This is a genomic window from Streptomonospora halophila (assembly GCF_039542725.1).
GTDB classification, from domain to species: domain Bacteria; phylum Actinomycetota; class Actinomycetes; order Streptosporangiales; family Streptosporangiaceae; genus Streptomonospora; species Streptomonospora halophila.
On the sequence record NZ_BAABIK010000007.1, the window covers coordinates 170241 to 184105 of the forward strand.

General features: G+C 74.3%; 14 protein-coding genes. 5 read left to right on the forward strand and 9 right to left on the reverse strand.

What is annotated here, in order from left to right; all coding sequences use genetic code 11:
* Positions 1-297: 297 nt before the first annotated feature.
* Both ABEA15_RS08635 and ABEA15_RS08640 read right to left on the reverse strand, forming a co-directional pair.
* The gene (locus ABEA15_RS08635; RefSeq protein WP_344143186.1) at positions 298-705 is read right to left on the reverse strand and encodes a DUF3037 domain-containing protein; all 408 of its coding nucleotides are present in this window, start codon (positions 703-705) and stop codon (positions 298-300) included.
* Positions 702-1457 carry a HipA family kinase gene (locus tag ABEA15_RS08640; RefSeq protein WP_345556205.1) on the reverse strand — a complete coding sequence of 252 codons (756 nt, stop codon included), beginning with the start codon at positions 1455-1457 and terminating at the stop codon, positions 702-704. The genes ABEA15_RS08635 and ABEA15_RS08640 overlap by 4 nt, the downstream gene beginning before the upstream one ends.
* Before the next feature lie 42 nt (positions 1458-1499).
* Here ABEA15_RS08640 and ABEA15_RS08645 point away from each other — a divergent pair, with 42 nt between their 5' ends.
* Positions 1500-2276, forward strand: coding sequence for a nucleotidyltransferase domain-containing protein (locus ABEA15_RS08645; protein WP_345556206.1), 777 nt, complete (start codon positions 1500-1502; stop codon positions 2274-2276).
* A 310-nt stretch (positions 2277-2586) separates the two neighbouring features.
* On the opposite strand, the gene ABEA15_RS08650 is transcribed toward ABEA15_RS08645, so the two are convergent.
* Positions 2587-3318 (reverse strand): TioE family transcriptional regulator, encoded by a 732-nt coding sequence (locus tag ABEA15_RS08650; protein WP_345556207.1) that lies wholly within the window; start codon positions 3316-3318, stop codon positions 2587-2589.
* Positions 3319-3375: 57 nt separating this feature from the next.
* Between ABEA15_RS08650 and ABEA15_RS08655 the strand changes: the two genes are divergently transcribed.
* Positions 3376-4578 (forward strand): erythromycin esterase family protein, encoded by a 1203-nt coding sequence (locus ABEA15_RS08655; protein WP_345556208.1) that lies wholly within the window; start codon positions 3376-3378, stop codon positions 4576-4578.
* Positions 4579-4585: 7 nt separating this feature from the next.
* On the opposite strand, the gene ABEA15_RS08660 is transcribed toward ABEA15_RS08655, so the two are convergent.
* Positions 4586-4888, reverse strand: a complete 303-nt coding sequence (locus ABEA15_RS08660) for a hypothetical protein (RefSeq protein ID WP_345556209.1) — start codon at positions 4886-4888, stop codon at positions 4586-4588.
* Between the two features lie 768 nt (positions 4889-5656).
* Here ABEA15_RS08660 and erm point away from each other — a divergent pair.
* The 3 genes from erm to ABEA15_RS08675 all read left to right on the forward strand — a co-directional run bounded on the left by erm (position 5657) and on the right by ABEA15_RS08675 (position 10550).
* Positions 5657-6547: an ErmE/ErmH/ErmO/ErmR family 23S rRNA (adenine(2058)-N(6))-methyltransferase gene (gene erm / locus ABEA15_RS08665; RefSeq protein WP_345556210.1), complete on the forward strand. Its 891-nt coding sequence runs from the start codon at positions 5657-5659 to the stop codon at positions 6545-6547.
* A 95-nt stretch (positions 6548-6642) separates the two neighbouring features.
* The gene (locus tag ABEA15_RS08670) at positions 6643-9741 is read left to right on the forward strand and encodes an SNF2-related protein (RefSeq protein ID WP_345556211.1); all 3099 of its coding nucleotides are present in this window, start codon (positions 6643-6645) and stop codon (positions 9739-9741) included.
* Complete coding sequence (locus tag ABEA15_RS08675) at positions 9738-10550, forward strand: SWIM zinc finger family protein (RefSeq protein WP_345556212.1); 813 nt, start codon at positions 9738-9740, stop codon at positions 10548-10550. The genes ABEA15_RS08670 and ABEA15_RS08675 overlap by 4 nt, the downstream gene beginning before the upstream one ends.
* Before the next feature lie 14 nt (positions 10551-10564).
* On the opposite strand, the gene ABEA15_RS08680 is transcribed toward ABEA15_RS08675, so the two are convergent.
* From ABEA15_RS08680 to ABEA15_RS08700, 5 genes are all read right to left on the reverse strand, one after another.
* Positions 10565-10981, reverse strand: coding sequence for an ACT domain-containing protein (locus ABEA15_RS08680; RefSeq protein WP_345556213.1), 417 nt, complete (start codon positions 10979-10981; stop codon positions 10565-10567).
* A 29-nt stretch (positions 10982-11010) separates the two neighbouring features.
* Positions 11011-11559, reverse strand: a complete 549-nt coding sequence (locus ABEA15_RS08685) for a GNAT family N-acetyltransferase (RefSeq protein WP_344143199.1) — start codon at positions 11557-11559, stop codon at positions 11011-11013.
* Between the two features lie 153 nt (positions 11560-11712).
* Entirely contained in the window at positions 11713-11916 is a 204-nt protein-coding gene (locus tag ABEA15_RS08690; protein ID WP_311545090.1) for a cold-shock protein, read from the reverse strand.
* Positions 11917-12200: 284 nt separating this feature from the next.
* A complete protein-coding gene (locus tag ABEA15_RS08695) occupies positions 12201-12647 on the reverse strand; it encodes a DoxX family protein (protein ID WP_345556214.1) in 447 nt (148 codons plus the stop codon).
* 102 nt (positions 12648-12749) lie between these two features.
* Positions 12750-13781, reverse strand: a complete 1032-nt coding sequence (locus tag ABEA15_RS08700) for a sigma-70 family RNA polymerase sigma factor (protein ID WP_345556215.1) — start codon at positions 13779-13781, stop codon at positions 12750-12752.
* Positions 13782-13865 lie beyond the last annotated feature (84 nt).

A 13865-nucleotide genomic window follows, 5' to 3' on the forward strand; every position in this document is an offset into this window, starting at 1 on the left:
GCACCGCACCGACGCGCCACCACAAAAACCAACGCCGGGCCCGCCCCCGGCGCATCCCCCCACCGCACACCCCGCACGGCGATCCGGCGTGAACTCCCTCACCCAGACCGCTTAGTTAGCATAACTAAAAGCACGCACGGACCGCCCCGCCCACACCGACCCACTCGCCCCACCGACCCACCCGCCCTACGGAACCGGCGCCGCCGCCTACGCACCGACAGCGACCACCTCAACGCACACACCAGCGCCCGAGCAGCCGCACCACCGCCCCCACGCGCGAACACCGCGCACCGCGCCTCACAGCACCAGCCGCCCCACCAACCGCTCCAGCTCACCCGCCGGATCACGCGTCAACCCCGTATGGATCGCCCCCGGCTGCACGATCGTGCTCCGCGGCGCCGTCAACCACCGGAACCGCCGCCCCGAGTCCTCGTCCCGCGCCGGCCCGGCACCCGCACCGCCCCGGCACACCAGCTCCACCGCCTCCAGCGCCCGCGCCACACCCGTCACGTCCACACCCGGATCCAGCGCCCGCAACCGCTCCTCGTCCAGCACGCACCGCGCACCCAAGAACCGCCGCGCACGGCAGTACACGATCACCCCGGCATTGACCTGCTCACCCCGCTCCAAGCGCGGAACCACACGCACCAGCGCGTACTCGAACACATCCCGATCCACCAGCACGCCCGACGCCCCGCCGCTCACCGCCGCACCTCCGGCAGCCACGAACGCTCACCGGCCCGCGCCAGCAGATGAGCCACATACGCGTCCCGCACCTCCGCAGCCGAACCGAATCCCGGCTCATCCACCAACCAGTCGTCCGGAACCAAATCCGCAACCCCACGCAACGACTCCTCCGTGACCAACGGCGCCAACTCCGCGTCCGCCGCCGCGAGATCCGGCTCCACCGGCAGCATCACGTGATCATCCGCGTCATAGGACCGCGACACCGCCCGCTCCGCGCCGCGCCAGTTGTGATGGAAGATCAGCGTCGCACCGTGATCGATCAGGTACGGCCTCCCGTGCCACACCAGCATGTTCGGATTCCGCCACGTCCGATCCACGTTCCCCACCAGTGCGTCGAACCACAGCACCCGGCCCGCGAACCCCGGATCCACCTCGAACACCAGCGGATCGAAGCCCACAGCACCCGGCAGGAAGTCCATTCCCACATTCAAACCGTCACTGGCCTTCAACAACTCCTGAACCTCGGGATCGGGCTCACTGCGCCCGATCACCGCATCCACCCGAACCAGGGCCAGCACCGGCACCGGCAGCCCCAGCGCCCGCGCCAACTCCCCCGCGATCACCTCGGAGACCAGCGACTTGCGGCCCTGCCCCGCCCCCACGAACTTCACCACGTACATACCGCAGTCGTCCGCCTCCACCAGCCCGGGAAGCGAACCGCCCTCCCGAAGCGGAAGGACATACCGCGTCGCCGAAATCTCCTCTAGCACCCCGTCAGCATACGAGGAGGCGACCGCGATACCGTTTCACGCATGCGGCTCAGCGACGACACCGAATTCAGCGAGCACGTCTCCCACACCCTGGCCGGAATCAACGGAGTCCAGGCCGTCGCACTCGGCGGCTCCCGCGCCACCGGAACCCACACCACCGACAGCGACTGGGACTTCGCCGTCTACTACCGCCACCGCTTCGACCCCGAGGACCTGCGCGCCGTCGGCTGGCCGGGCGAGGTCTCCGAGATCGGCGGCTGGGGAGGCGGCGTGTTCAACGGCGGCGCCTGGCTGGAGATCGACGGACGAAGCGTCGACATCCACTTCCGCGACCTCGACGACGTCGAATACCGCATCGCCGAGGCCCGCAAGGGACGGTTCGACGTCGAGCTCCTGCCCTTCCACCGCGCCGGGATCCCCACCTACCTCGTCGTCGCCGAACTCGCCCTCGACGAAGTCCTGCACGGAGAGCTGCCCCGCCCGGATTTCCCCGAGGAACTGCGCCGCCTGGCCCCGGAGCGCTGGTGGACCCAGGCGAAGTTCGAGCTCGCCTACGGGCGCAGCGCCTACGCCCAGCGCGGCAACCTCACCGGCACCGCCGGGGCCGTCGCCACCGCGGCGACCCAGGCCGCCCACGCGGTGATGGCCGCCCGCGCCACCTGGGTCACCAACGAGAAGCGGCTGCTCGAACGCGCCGGCCTGCGCCACGTCGACGACGTCCTCGCCGGGCTCGACACCGAGCCCGCCACCCTCATGGCGGCCGTCGACGCCACCAACCAGCTTCTGGAGAAGGCGGTCACCGAAGCGACCGACGGCTGACACGGGAAGCGTGCCGAGCGGATCCGCTCGGCACGGCGGGGAGCGGTTGCGTTTTGCGCCCTAGAAATGGGTGCGGCGTAGCCGCTCCTTAATGTTTGGACGCTTTTTCGTTAAAAAATGGGCACCTTTACAACGTAGATTTATTCGAGACCGCAACGCCCTGGCGCGACTCGCCCGCGTACCGACGGATTCGTTCCCGGAATCGGTCCGTCCCGCGCGCACCGCGAGGTCGTCGCCGCCTCCCCCCACTCCCCTGCTCTCCAGCGCTCCGCCTGCGCAGCCGGTCCCCTCGCCCGGCGCGCCCGGGGTCTCAACCGCGCCGGCGCAGGTACTCCTCCAGTTGGGCCGCCCCGGCGAGCATCGCCCGCCCGCGGTCGGACAGCCGGCGGTGCCAGTCGTGCAGCGTGGCCTCCAGCGGCTCAAGCCCGCCGGCCGACCGCACCTGCTCGATCAGCGGGGCGATCTGCTCCAGCAGGTAGTCGCCCCTCCTCAGCTGGCGGACCAGCCGCGCGTCGCGTACGTCGCCCTCGTCGTAGACGCGGTAGCCGGTCAGCGGGTCGCGGCGCGGGCGCACCAGACCGGCGCGCTCCCACTGGCGCAGCGTCGCGGGCCGGATGCCGAGGCTGCCCGCCAGCGGCCCGATGAACGTGCCGCCCGACCCGGAGACCGCACGGGGCCCGCCCGCCGCGCCGGGCTCCAGGTCGCGCAGGGCGCTCTCGACGGCCTGGAGGGTCCGGCGGTCCTCGAGCAGTCGGGCGTGGCTCTCGTCGAGAAGGCGGAACGCCTCATCGGCCGCACCCTCGTTCACCGCCCGCATGATCGACGCCGCCGCCTGGTGGCCGTGGCCGGGCACCAGGGCCAGGAACGTGCGCAGGGCCTGGGCGTGCAACGGGGTGTAGACGCGGTAGCCGCTGGGCGTGCGAGCGGCGGCCGGAAGGATGCCGTCCTGCTCGTAGTTGCGGACCGCCTGCGTGGACAGACCGTGCCCGCGCGCCAGGTCGACCGGCCTGAGCCGATCTGCGTTTTGAAGGTTTTTCGCCATCGTCCTGCCAGTGTCGCGATTAAGTTTCAACCGGAAGTTCAACGATACCGTTGAGGTATGGTTGATTGCTCCAAAGACACCGCCCCTGCCGTCGAGGCGTCCGCCGTGATGGGGCAGCTTGCGGCCCGGCCGCGGCTGCTCGCGCTGGGCGAGCCCACCCACGGCGAGGACACCCTCCTCGACATGCGCAACGGCCTCTTCCGACAGCTCGTCGAGGAGGAGGGCTACCGGACGATCGCGCTCGAGAGCGACTGCATGAAGGGCCTGGTCGTGGACGACTACGTCGCCTCGGGCGTCGGCACCCTCGACGAGGCCATGGAGCGCGGATTCAGCCACGGGTTCGGCGCCTCCGCGGCCAACCGCGAACTCGTGGGCTGGATGCGCGCCTACAACGACGGCCGGCCCGCATCCGAGCGCCTGCGCTTCGCCGGTTTCGACGGTCCGCTGGAGATCAGCGGCGCCGCGAGCCCCCGCCAGGCCCTCACTGGACTCCACGGCTACCTCGCAGCCCGGGTGGACGCGGATCTGCTCCCCTGCACGGCGGAAACGCTCGACCGCCTGCTCGGCACCGACGACCAGTGGTGTGACACCGCCGCGATGACGGAGCCGGCCCGGTCCGCGGGGGGCTCGGCCGAGGCCGAACGGCTGCGTCTGCTCGCAGACGACCTCGCGGCCCTGCTCGGCGAGCAGACGCCGCACCTGATCTCGGCGACATCGCGGGACGCGTGGGAGCGGGCGCGCCTGTACGCGCGCACCGCGACCGGCCTGCTGCGCTACCACGCGTGGATGGCCGACACCTCACCGGGCCGCATGACGCGGCTGGTGGGCCTGCGCGACCGGATCATGGCCGACAACCTCCTGGCCGCCGTCGAACGGGGCCCGACGCTCGTCCACGCCCACAACCTCCATCTCCAGCGGAACAAGAGCGCGATGCGGATGGGCGGCCTGCCGCTGGAGTGGTGGAGCGCCGGCGCGCTCGTGAGCGCCCGCCTCGGCGAGGAGTACGCCTTCCTAGCCACGGCGCTCGGCACGATCCGGCACCAGGGGGTCGAGACCCCGCCGCCGGACACCGTCGAAGGCCTCCTGTACGCGCTCCCGGGGGACCACTGCGTCCTCGGCGCCGCCCGGCTGGCGGCCGCTCTCGGCTACACGCGGCCCGCTCGCCGCGTGTCCCCCTACTACGGCTACTTCCCCGTCGACCCCGCCCATCTCGACGGCAACGACGGGATCGTGTTCGTCAAGGAGGTCCCGCGGAGTTAGGCCCTGTTCAAAAAGGTGCCGTTGCGAGGCCGCGCAGCCATGTGTCGGCCACGGCGGTCTGGACCGCGGCCTCATAGCGCAGGGCGAGCTCGTCGTAGCGCGTGGCCACCGCGCGGACCAGTTTGAGCGGCTCCGCGCCGCACTCCACCGCGCGGCGGTCCCGCTCGGCCCGGGCGTCGAAGGCGGGCGGACGGCCGCCGGCCTGTTCCCGGGCCTTGCGGTGGGCCCGCCGGTCGGCGGGTTCGGCGATGGTCGCGGGGATCCTCCCGCGCCGCCGGTAGGCGCGCTTGCCCCGGGAGGAGTAGGCCATATCGGTCGGCACCCGGTCGGGCCGGGTGCGTCCTCGTCCGTCGGCAGGAGCCCCGCCCCGACTCCTTCCCCGGCGGTGCGGAGCAGCAGCGGTTCTCATCGCAGCGCCCCGCGCCGGAGAAGCGGCGCTTCGCGCCCCGGGCGCGGGGCGCACCCGAGTGCGCCGCCCGCAACGGACAGAGCCGTCAACAGTGCCCTAAGCAGGGCCGCCGCTCCGTACCACCGGGCCGCTCGCGCGAGCGGGAGGCCGCACCCGCCGATGCCGCGGCCGGCTGAGGAGGCCGGGTGCCCGCTCGCGTGAACGGACACCCGGATCTTGCGCGATGCCGCGCGGTTCCGCAGGCACGGTCAAACCCACCTTTACAACGTAGATTCCTTCTGTGAAAACCCGTTGCGCCGCGCCTGAGCCCGCGCATAGCCTCATACGCACTATGGGAGCCTTCCACGCCATCGTCGACCGCCGGAGCACGGTCCGGTGGTCCGCGGCGCTGCTCGTGCGCCGTCCCCGCCGGTCCGCGTCCCCGGACCGGTCGGCACACACGCTCGGCTGAACGACCGCCGAGCCCTTCGCCGCCGCGCTGACAGCGCGCCGCGCCGGCGCGTCCGCGCGCCTTCTCCGCATCCCGGTCCGGGGCCCGCCACCTGTCCTGATCTCCATCGGACGGGCGGCCCGGCCCCCGCGCTCGCCGCCGCCGTGCGGCCGTTCCGTGCTGTGCCCGCCGCCCGTCCCGTCCGCCGGCCCCCCGGGCCGGCTGGAGCGGAACGCCCCATGGCACGAAACCGGCACGTGCGACCGACCGGCACCGACGGCCCGCGCCGCGGCACCGGCCCCGTCTCCGCGCGGCAGCGCCGCCGCGCCTACTCGCAGAACTTCCTCATCGACACCGGCGTCGCCCGCCGCGTGGTGCGCGCATCCGGTGTCGGCCCCGGCGACAACGTCGTCGAGGTCGGCGCCGGAGAGGGCATGCTGACCCGGTACCTCGCGCCGGCCTGCGGCCGGCTCACCGCCTACGAGATCGACCCGCGCCTGGCCGAAGCGCTGCGCTTGCGGTTCGCCTCGACCGTGCGCGTCGTCCAGACCGACTTCCGCCGCGCCCGAGCGCCCCGGGAGCCGTTCCACGTGGTGGGCAACATCCCCTACTCCGCCACGGCCGGCATCGTGCGCTGGTGTTTGGCGGCGGCCGGGTTCCCGGCCGCCGCCGGCAGCGACACCGGGCGGCCCGCCCTCGTCTCGGCCACGCTGATCACCCAACTGGAGTACGCGCGCAAGCGCACCGGCGGCTTCGGGCGCTGGAGCCGGCTGACCGTGCACACCTGGCCCCTCATCGCCTGGTCCACGGCCGGACGCGTGCCCCGCGACCGCTTCCGGCCCGTGCCCGGCGTCGACTCGGCGATCCTGCGGCTGGTCCGCCGTCCCCATCCGCTGGTGCCGCGCAGTGAGCTGGACTCCTACCGGGAGCTGGTGGACCTGGGGTTCTCCGGCGTCGGGGGCAGCCTTCGGGCGTCGCTGCTGCGCGCCCATCCCGCGCGGCGGGTGGACTCCGCACTCTCGGCCGCCGGCGTCGCGCGCTCGGCGCTGGTCGCCGAGGTCTCCCCCGACGGGTGGATCCTGCTGCACACGCGCCTGAACGGACGGGCGGCGCACCCGGGCGCCCGCTGAGCCGGCGGCCGACCCGGTGCGCCGCCGGGCTCGCCGGGCCCGTCGCACCCGGGCGGTAACGTCTGCGGTGCCGAGACGCGTAAGGAGGGGCGGGCGTGCTGATCCTGCATGGCCGGTGGCGGACCGCGGCGCCCGGCCGCCGGGCCGGTGCCGTGCTCTGGGCCGAGGACGGCGCCCTCCCCTCCCCCGCCGCCGGGCCCCGCCCCGCGTCCCCGGCACCCGACCACCCCTTCGCCGCATCGGCGGAGCGGCTGCTCGCGGCCGCGGCCGCGCTCGCCGGCGGCGCCGCGGCGGCCGACTGCGACACCGGTACGGCGGAACTGCACCTGCCCGCATCGGACGGCGCTCCCCTGCGCTCCACGGCGTCGGGCACGCACGGGCGGCCCACTCCCCCGCCCGGCGCCGACGACGCGGACGCGGACGAGGCCGCAAGGTGGGGCACCTGGCGGGTGCCCTGCCTGCAGTTGCCCGCCGCGCACGCACCCCCGCTGCTCGCGGCCCTGCGCTCGGCCCCGGCGGGCGGCGTGCCGAGCGGCGGCGACGCGGTCGCCGCCGGCCCGGGCCCGGCCCACCTCGCCGCCGTCGACGCCTTCGCCGAACGGCTGCTGGACGCCGGCCGGCTGCTGCCGCGCCTGGTGGGCGAACCGCCGCGGGCGCTCTGGCGGCCGGTGCTCACCGAGGCGGACACCGAGCACTTCGCCGCACTGGTGGCGGCGCTGCCGCCGTCGGCCGCCGACGCCGCCCAGCCGGCGCGCACCGCCGTCTACCGGGCCCTGGGCGACCTGCTGGACGCCCAGGCCCGCTCCCGGTTGGCGGGACCGGCCGAGCAGGGCGTCCACCGGCTGACCGCCGCGCTCACCGGCGACGACGCCCGGTTGCGGCCCGGCGGCGACACCGCCGACCGCCGCCTGGCCGCCCGGCTGAGCGCCTGGCACACCGCGGCCCAGCGCGAGGCCGCCGCGGCCCGGCTGGTGTTCCGCCTGGTCGAGCCCGATCCCGAGGACCGAGCGAGCGCGGCGGGCCGCGAGGAGTGGCGGGTCGAGTTCTGGGTGCAGTCCGGCGCCGACCCCAGCCTGCAGGTCTCCCTCGCGGCGCTGTGGCTGGGCGAGGGCGCCGACCGCCTGCCGCTCGGCGTCGAGTCGGACATGCTGGCCGACCTCGACCGGGCCGCACGCCTCTACCCCGCGCTGCGCGAGGTCCTGACCGAACCGGCGCCGGCCGCGCTGACCCTGGACACCGGCCGGGCGTACGCCTTCGTCCGCGACACCGCCCCGCGGCTGAGCGCCGCCGGGTTCGCCGTGGTGCTGCCCGCGTGGTCGGGCCGCACCTCCCTCGCACTGCACCTGACCGCTCGCGAACGCCCCGGAGGGGGCGGAATCGGCGCCTCCGACCTGCTGGACTTCTCCCTGGAGGCCGTCTGCGACGGCGAGCCCGTCGACACCGCCGAGCTCGCCGAGCTCGCCCGGCTCAAGCAGCCCCTGGTGCGGCTGCGCGGACGCTGGGTCGAGGTCGATCCCGCCCACCTGCGCACCGCGCTGGCCTACCTGCGCCGGCGCGGCAGCGGCACCATGCGCCGTGACGACGCGCTGCGCCTGCTCGTGTCGCCGACCGCCGCCCCGCTGCCGGTGGCCGACGTCGACGCCGACGGCGCCCTGGGCGAGCTGCTCAGCGCCGACACCGACTCCCGTATGGCGCCGCTGGAGCCGCCTGAGGGCTTCACGGGCAAGCTGCGCCCTTACCAGAGCCGCGGCGCGGCGTGGCTGCGCTTCCTCGGCGAGCTGGGCCTGGGTGCGGTGCTGGCCGACGACATGGGGCTGGGCAAGACCGTGCAGCTCCTGGCCGTGCTGGCCGACGAGCGCCGTGCCGGAGCGGCCGAGCGCCCCGGTCCGACGCTGCTGGTCTGCCCGGTGTCGCTGGTGGGCAACTGGCAGCGGGAGAGCGCCGGGTTCGCCCCCGCGCTGGCGGTGCACGTCCACCACGGCCCCGCTCGCCTGCACGGCAACGCGCTGGCCCGGGCCGCGGGCACGGCCGACCTGGTGGTGACCACCTACGGGACGGTGCTGCGCGACGCCGACGAGCTCGCCGCCATGCCCTGGCACCGGGTGGTCTGCGACGAGGCCCAGGCGCTGAAGAACTCCGGCACGCGCCAGGCCGCGGCGGTGCGGCAACTGCCGGCGCGCACGCGCATCGCCCTGACGGGCACCCCGGTCGAGAACAACCTGGACGAGCTGTGGTCGGTGATGGAGTTCGCCAACCCGGGCCTGCTCGGCTCGCAGCAGGCGTTCCGCGACGGCATCGCTTCCCAGGTGGAGCGGGCCGCGGCGGCCGCCGACGGCGCCGCGGAGCCGGACGCCGGCGGCGACAGCGCGGCGCACCTGCGCCGCATCACCGGCCCCTTCATCCTGCGCCGGCTCAAGACCGACAAGGCGATCATCTCCGATCTACCCGAGAAGCTGGAGAGCCGCGCCTGGTGCACCCTGACCCCCGAGCAGGCCAGCCTCTACCAGGCCGCCGTGGACGACATGACCGAGCGCCTGGCCGACGCCGAGGGCATCCGGCGCAAGGGCGTGGTGCTGGCGGCGATGGCGCGGCTGAAGCAGATCTGCAACCACCCCGCCCAGTTCCTCGGCGACGGCTCGGCGCTGGCCGGGCGCTCGGGCAAGCTGGAGCGCCTGCGGGAGCTCTTGGAGCACGCGCTGGCCGCGGGCGACAAGGCGCTGTGCTTCACCCAGTACACCGCGCTGGGCGCGCGGCTGGCTCCGTACCTGGCCGAGTGCCTGGGCTGCGAGGTGCTGTGGCTGCACGGCGGCACCGCGCGCCCCGAGCGCGAGGAGATCACCCACCGGTTCCAGACGAGCCCGCGGCCGCTCGTGCTGCTGCTGTCACTGAAGGCCGCCGGCACCGGGCTGAACCTCACCGCCGCCAACCACGTGCTGCACATCGACCGGTGGTGGAACCCCGCGGTGGAGGACCAGGCGACCGACCGCGCCTTCCGCATCGGCCAGCGCCGCGACGTGCAGGTCCGCAAGCTCGTATGCGTGGGCACCGTGGAGGAGCGGATCGACGAGATGATCGAGCGCAAGCGGCGGCTGGCCGCCACGGCGGTGGGCACCGGCGAGGACTGGCTCGGCGACCTCTCCACCGCTCGGCTGCGCGAGGTCGTGCGGCTGGCGCCCGAGGCGGTGGGGCCGTGACCGCGGGGCGGGGACGCGCGGAGTGGGTGGCCCACCGCCTGCGCGGGGCGGTGGAGCGCGACGGCGACCCGGGCCGCGTCGAGCGCGGCCGCGGCTACGCCGCCCGGGGCGCGGTGTCGGCGGTCGCGGTGCGGCCGGGCGAGGCCACGGCGCGGGTTCAAGGATCGCGAGCGCGGCCCTACCGGGTCAGTGTCATCACCCCCGTGCTGGACTCCGGAGAGTGGGCGGCGCTGGCCGAAGCGCTGGGCACCCAGCCGGTCTTCCGCGCCGCGCTGCTGGCGGGCGCCTTCCCGCAGGAGCTGGAGCGGGTCTTCGGCGTCATGGGGCTGCGGATGCTGCCGGGCGGCCTGGACGATCTGGTGCTGAGCTGCTCGTGCCCCGACTGGGGGCACCCGTGCAAACACGCCGCGGCCGCGCTCTTCGCCCTGGCCGAGACACTGGCGGCGGACCCGCTGCTGCTGGTGGAGTGGCTGGGGCGGCCGCGCGGCGAGCTGCTCGCGGAGCTGCGGCGCCACGCCCGCACCCCGGTCCTTGCCGAGGACCCGGCGGCGGCCTGCGCCGAACCCGACCCGCCGGGCGTGCGCGACCCGCACGCCCTCCGGGGGCCCGGGGACTTCTGGCGCGCTCCGGCGCTGCCGGAGCCGCCGCGGCCGGACCCCGCGCGGCCCGCTGCCGACCTGGCCGAACCGCCGCCGGCGGCCGAGGACGGCACCGGTGGAGGGGGCGGCGCCGACGACCTGGCGGCGCTGCTCGCGCCGCTGTACGAGCGCATGGCCCGCGCGCGGGGCCGCGAGCGCGGCGGGCTTTGAGGCCCCCGCCTCGGTCAGTCGGCGGTGCCCGCGGCGGCGGCCGAGAGCGTCTGCAGCACCTCGACGGCCCGCTCCCCCTGCCCGGCCGCCACGAACAGGTGGTCGTGGTGGTAGCCGGCGACCACGTTGCAGGCCAGGCCGGCCTCGGCGAGCGCCGCCGAGACCGCGCTGGTCAAACCGACCGCGTCCAGCGCCGAATGCACGAGCAGCGTGATCCAGGCGGCGGCGAAGCCGTACTCGAGCCCGGCGGCCTCGGCCTCGGCACGGGTACAGACCACGGTCAGGCCTTCGTCCTCGGCGACGGTGACCGCCGGACGCAGCCCGCGGGGCAGGGCTTCGGCGCGGGCGAAGACGTAGGTACCGGGCCGCAGCCGCGGCTCCAGGCCGGCCAGCATGCGGCCGAGGTCGCGTTCGTGGGCGGGGGCGGGCATGCGGCTTCCTCTGCGTGGGGCCGGGCGGTTCAGCGCGACCGGTCGGGGGTGTCGGCGGGGCGGATCCGGAACGCCTGCAGCCGGGTGTTGTAGTACTTCTCGGTCTCGCCGACCCATTCCATGCCCAGCCGGCGCGCCGTGGCGATGGCGCGGGTGTTCTTGGGGCGCGCCACCGCGAACAGCTCTTCGACGCCCTGGCCGAAGGCCCACTGGACGGCGGCGCGGCCGGCCTCGGTGGCGTAGCCGTTGCCCCACGCGTCGGGGCGCAGTTGCCAGTTCAGCTCGAAGTCCTCTTCGAAGGGCGGCAGCAGGCGCAGCGAGAGGCCGCCGATCAGGTCGCCGTCGCTGCTGCGCACGATCGCCCAGCGGCCGGCCGGCGGAACGAGGTTGGGCTGGGCCTCGACCCAGGCGTGCAGCACCGAGCGCATCGCCTCGGTGTCGCGGACGGTGCGCATCTCCGGTGTCAGCCAGCGTGCGACCTCTTCTGCGCCGTAGATCCGCAGGGCCGCTTCGGCGTCGTCGGTGCTCCAGTCGCGGATCGTCAACCGCTCGGTGTGCACCTCAAGGCTCGGGGTCATATCGGGCATGCTAGCCAAGACCGTCCCAGTACTACCGTGCGCCGCGCCATGGCGGCGGGCGCGGGGCCGTTCGCAGAAGGGGCCCGGACACGAAGCGGGGGCCGCGCCGGTCGCCCGGCGCGGCCCCCGGCCGCGTGCTTATGCCGCCAGGACTCAGAGGCCCTGGACGTTCTCGGCCTGCGGACCCTTGGGGCTCTGCGTGACGTCGAACTCGACGCGCTGGTTCTCCTCAAGGTTGCGGAAGCCGTTGCCCGCGATGTTGCTGTAGTGGACGAAGACGTCCGGGCCGCCGGCGTCCTGCTGGATGAAGCCGAAGCCCTTTTCGCTGTTGAACCACTTGACGGTTCCCTGCGCCATGGCGGATCTCTCCATTCCGAGATCGGTCCAGACCCGCACCCTGCGGCGTCTGGGGGTGCCGCGAACCTTTCTCTGGAATGAAAAACGCCCGCTGGTCAAAAACTCCGCGGGCGATCGTACGTGGATCATGCGAAATCAAGACTGCTGCAACCCGAAACCCAGGTTAGCACCCGGCCGGGGGGTGTGGGGAGTGTGCTGTGTCACGCGGGGGGCGGCAGCGGCGGCCGTGGCGCCGCTGCCGCCCCGGGGAGCGCGTATCCGCTCCGGTGGCCGGCCCCGCGGCCTCAGCGGCGCCGACCGCTCACCAGCCGGGCGAGGTCGCCGAGGCCGCTCCACCGTCCCCACGCGATGAGGCCGACGATGACGCCGAGGATCACGGGGGTGGCGGCGTTCTCGCCGCCCATGTAGGTCAGCTGGACGAGGAACGCGCCGATCATCAGCCCGATGAAGCACAGGCCGGCGAGCGCGGCCAGGACCGGGACCATCAGGGCGATCCCGCCGGCGAGCTCCAGGACGCCGATCGTGTACATCAGCCAGGCACCGGTCCCCATGTCCTCGAAGATGTCGAGGGCGTAGGGCGACGCGGTGAGCTTGGGCGCGGCGCTGGCGAAGATGAAGAACAGGCCGGTGAGGACCTGCAGCACCCACAGCGCGATGTGCACCGCGCGGCGCGGGCGGGCGGTGGCGGCACGGGGCTCGGACCCCGGCGGAGTGCGGACCGGCTCGGACACGGGACCTCCTGGCTGGGCGGGTCGTCGCAGGGGTAGACCGCCGGGCCCGCCGGAGTCATCGCCGCCGGAGCCCCGAATCGGCGCGGGCGGCGGACGCGGAGATCAGGCCGGCTGCGGGCCGAGGTGGTCCGGCAGGCCGAACAGCGGGAACATCCGCTCGGTGTCGAGGTAGTTGGTGATGCCCACGATGCTTTCGCCCGAGGTCTCGATGACCTGCAGCGCCCACGGCTCGAAGGTCCCGCCGGGGCCGCCGGGCCGGTACTGGCCGAAGGCACCCGTACCGTTCGCGGAGACCGGGACGAGCCGGGAGCCGCGGCAGCCGTGGCCGGGCCCGGTCATCCAGGCGGCGATGGCGCGGGTGCCGCGCAACCACAGCGCGTAGGGCGGCATCGACATGGCGGCGTCCTCGCGCAGCAGCGACGCCAGCGCGTCGAGGTCGTAGTGCTCGAAGGCGTCGACGTAGCGCTTCAGCAGCGCCTGCTGGGCGCTGTCGTCGGGCCGCAGCGGGTCGGTGGTGTCGGCGTCGCCGACCGCGGCCATGGTGGCCCGCGCGCGCTGCAGTGCGCTGTTGACCGAGGCGACCGTGGTGTCGAGCAGGTCGGCGACCTCCTGGGCGCGCCAGGCCAGGACCTCGCGCAGGATCAGCACCGCCCTCTGGCGCGGGGCCAGGTGCTGGAGCGCCGCCACGAACGCCAGCCGCACCGAGTCGCGTAGCGCCACCTGCTCGGCGGGGTCGTCGAGGGCGGGAAGCGCGCGGTGGTCGGGGAACGGCTCGACCCAGGTGTTCTCGGGGTAGGCGGGCCCCAGCACGGCGTCGGTGCCCTGGGCGGGCCCCATGTCCATCGGCCGCGCGCGGCGCGAACGGCCGTTGAGGATGTCCAGGCAGGTGTTGGTGGCGATGCGGTAGAGCCACGACCGCAGCGATGAGCGCCCCTCGAAGCGGTCGATGCTGCGCCAGGCGCGCACCATCGCCTCCTGGACGGCGTCCTCGGCCTCGAACGCGGAACCGAGCATCCGGTAGCAGTAGCCGGTGAGTTCGACGCGGTAGGACTCGAGCTTCAGCTCGATGTCGTCACCCCCCGCAGCGGGGGCCGCAGCGGAGTCCTGCTCTGGTGTGGCGGCGAGATCGCTCATTTACTGGTCCCTTGGAGAGAGCCGAACACGCGGGTCACCGCCGGCGCAGGCGGTGGGCCGCGCGGTCTCCGCTGTGATTATGAC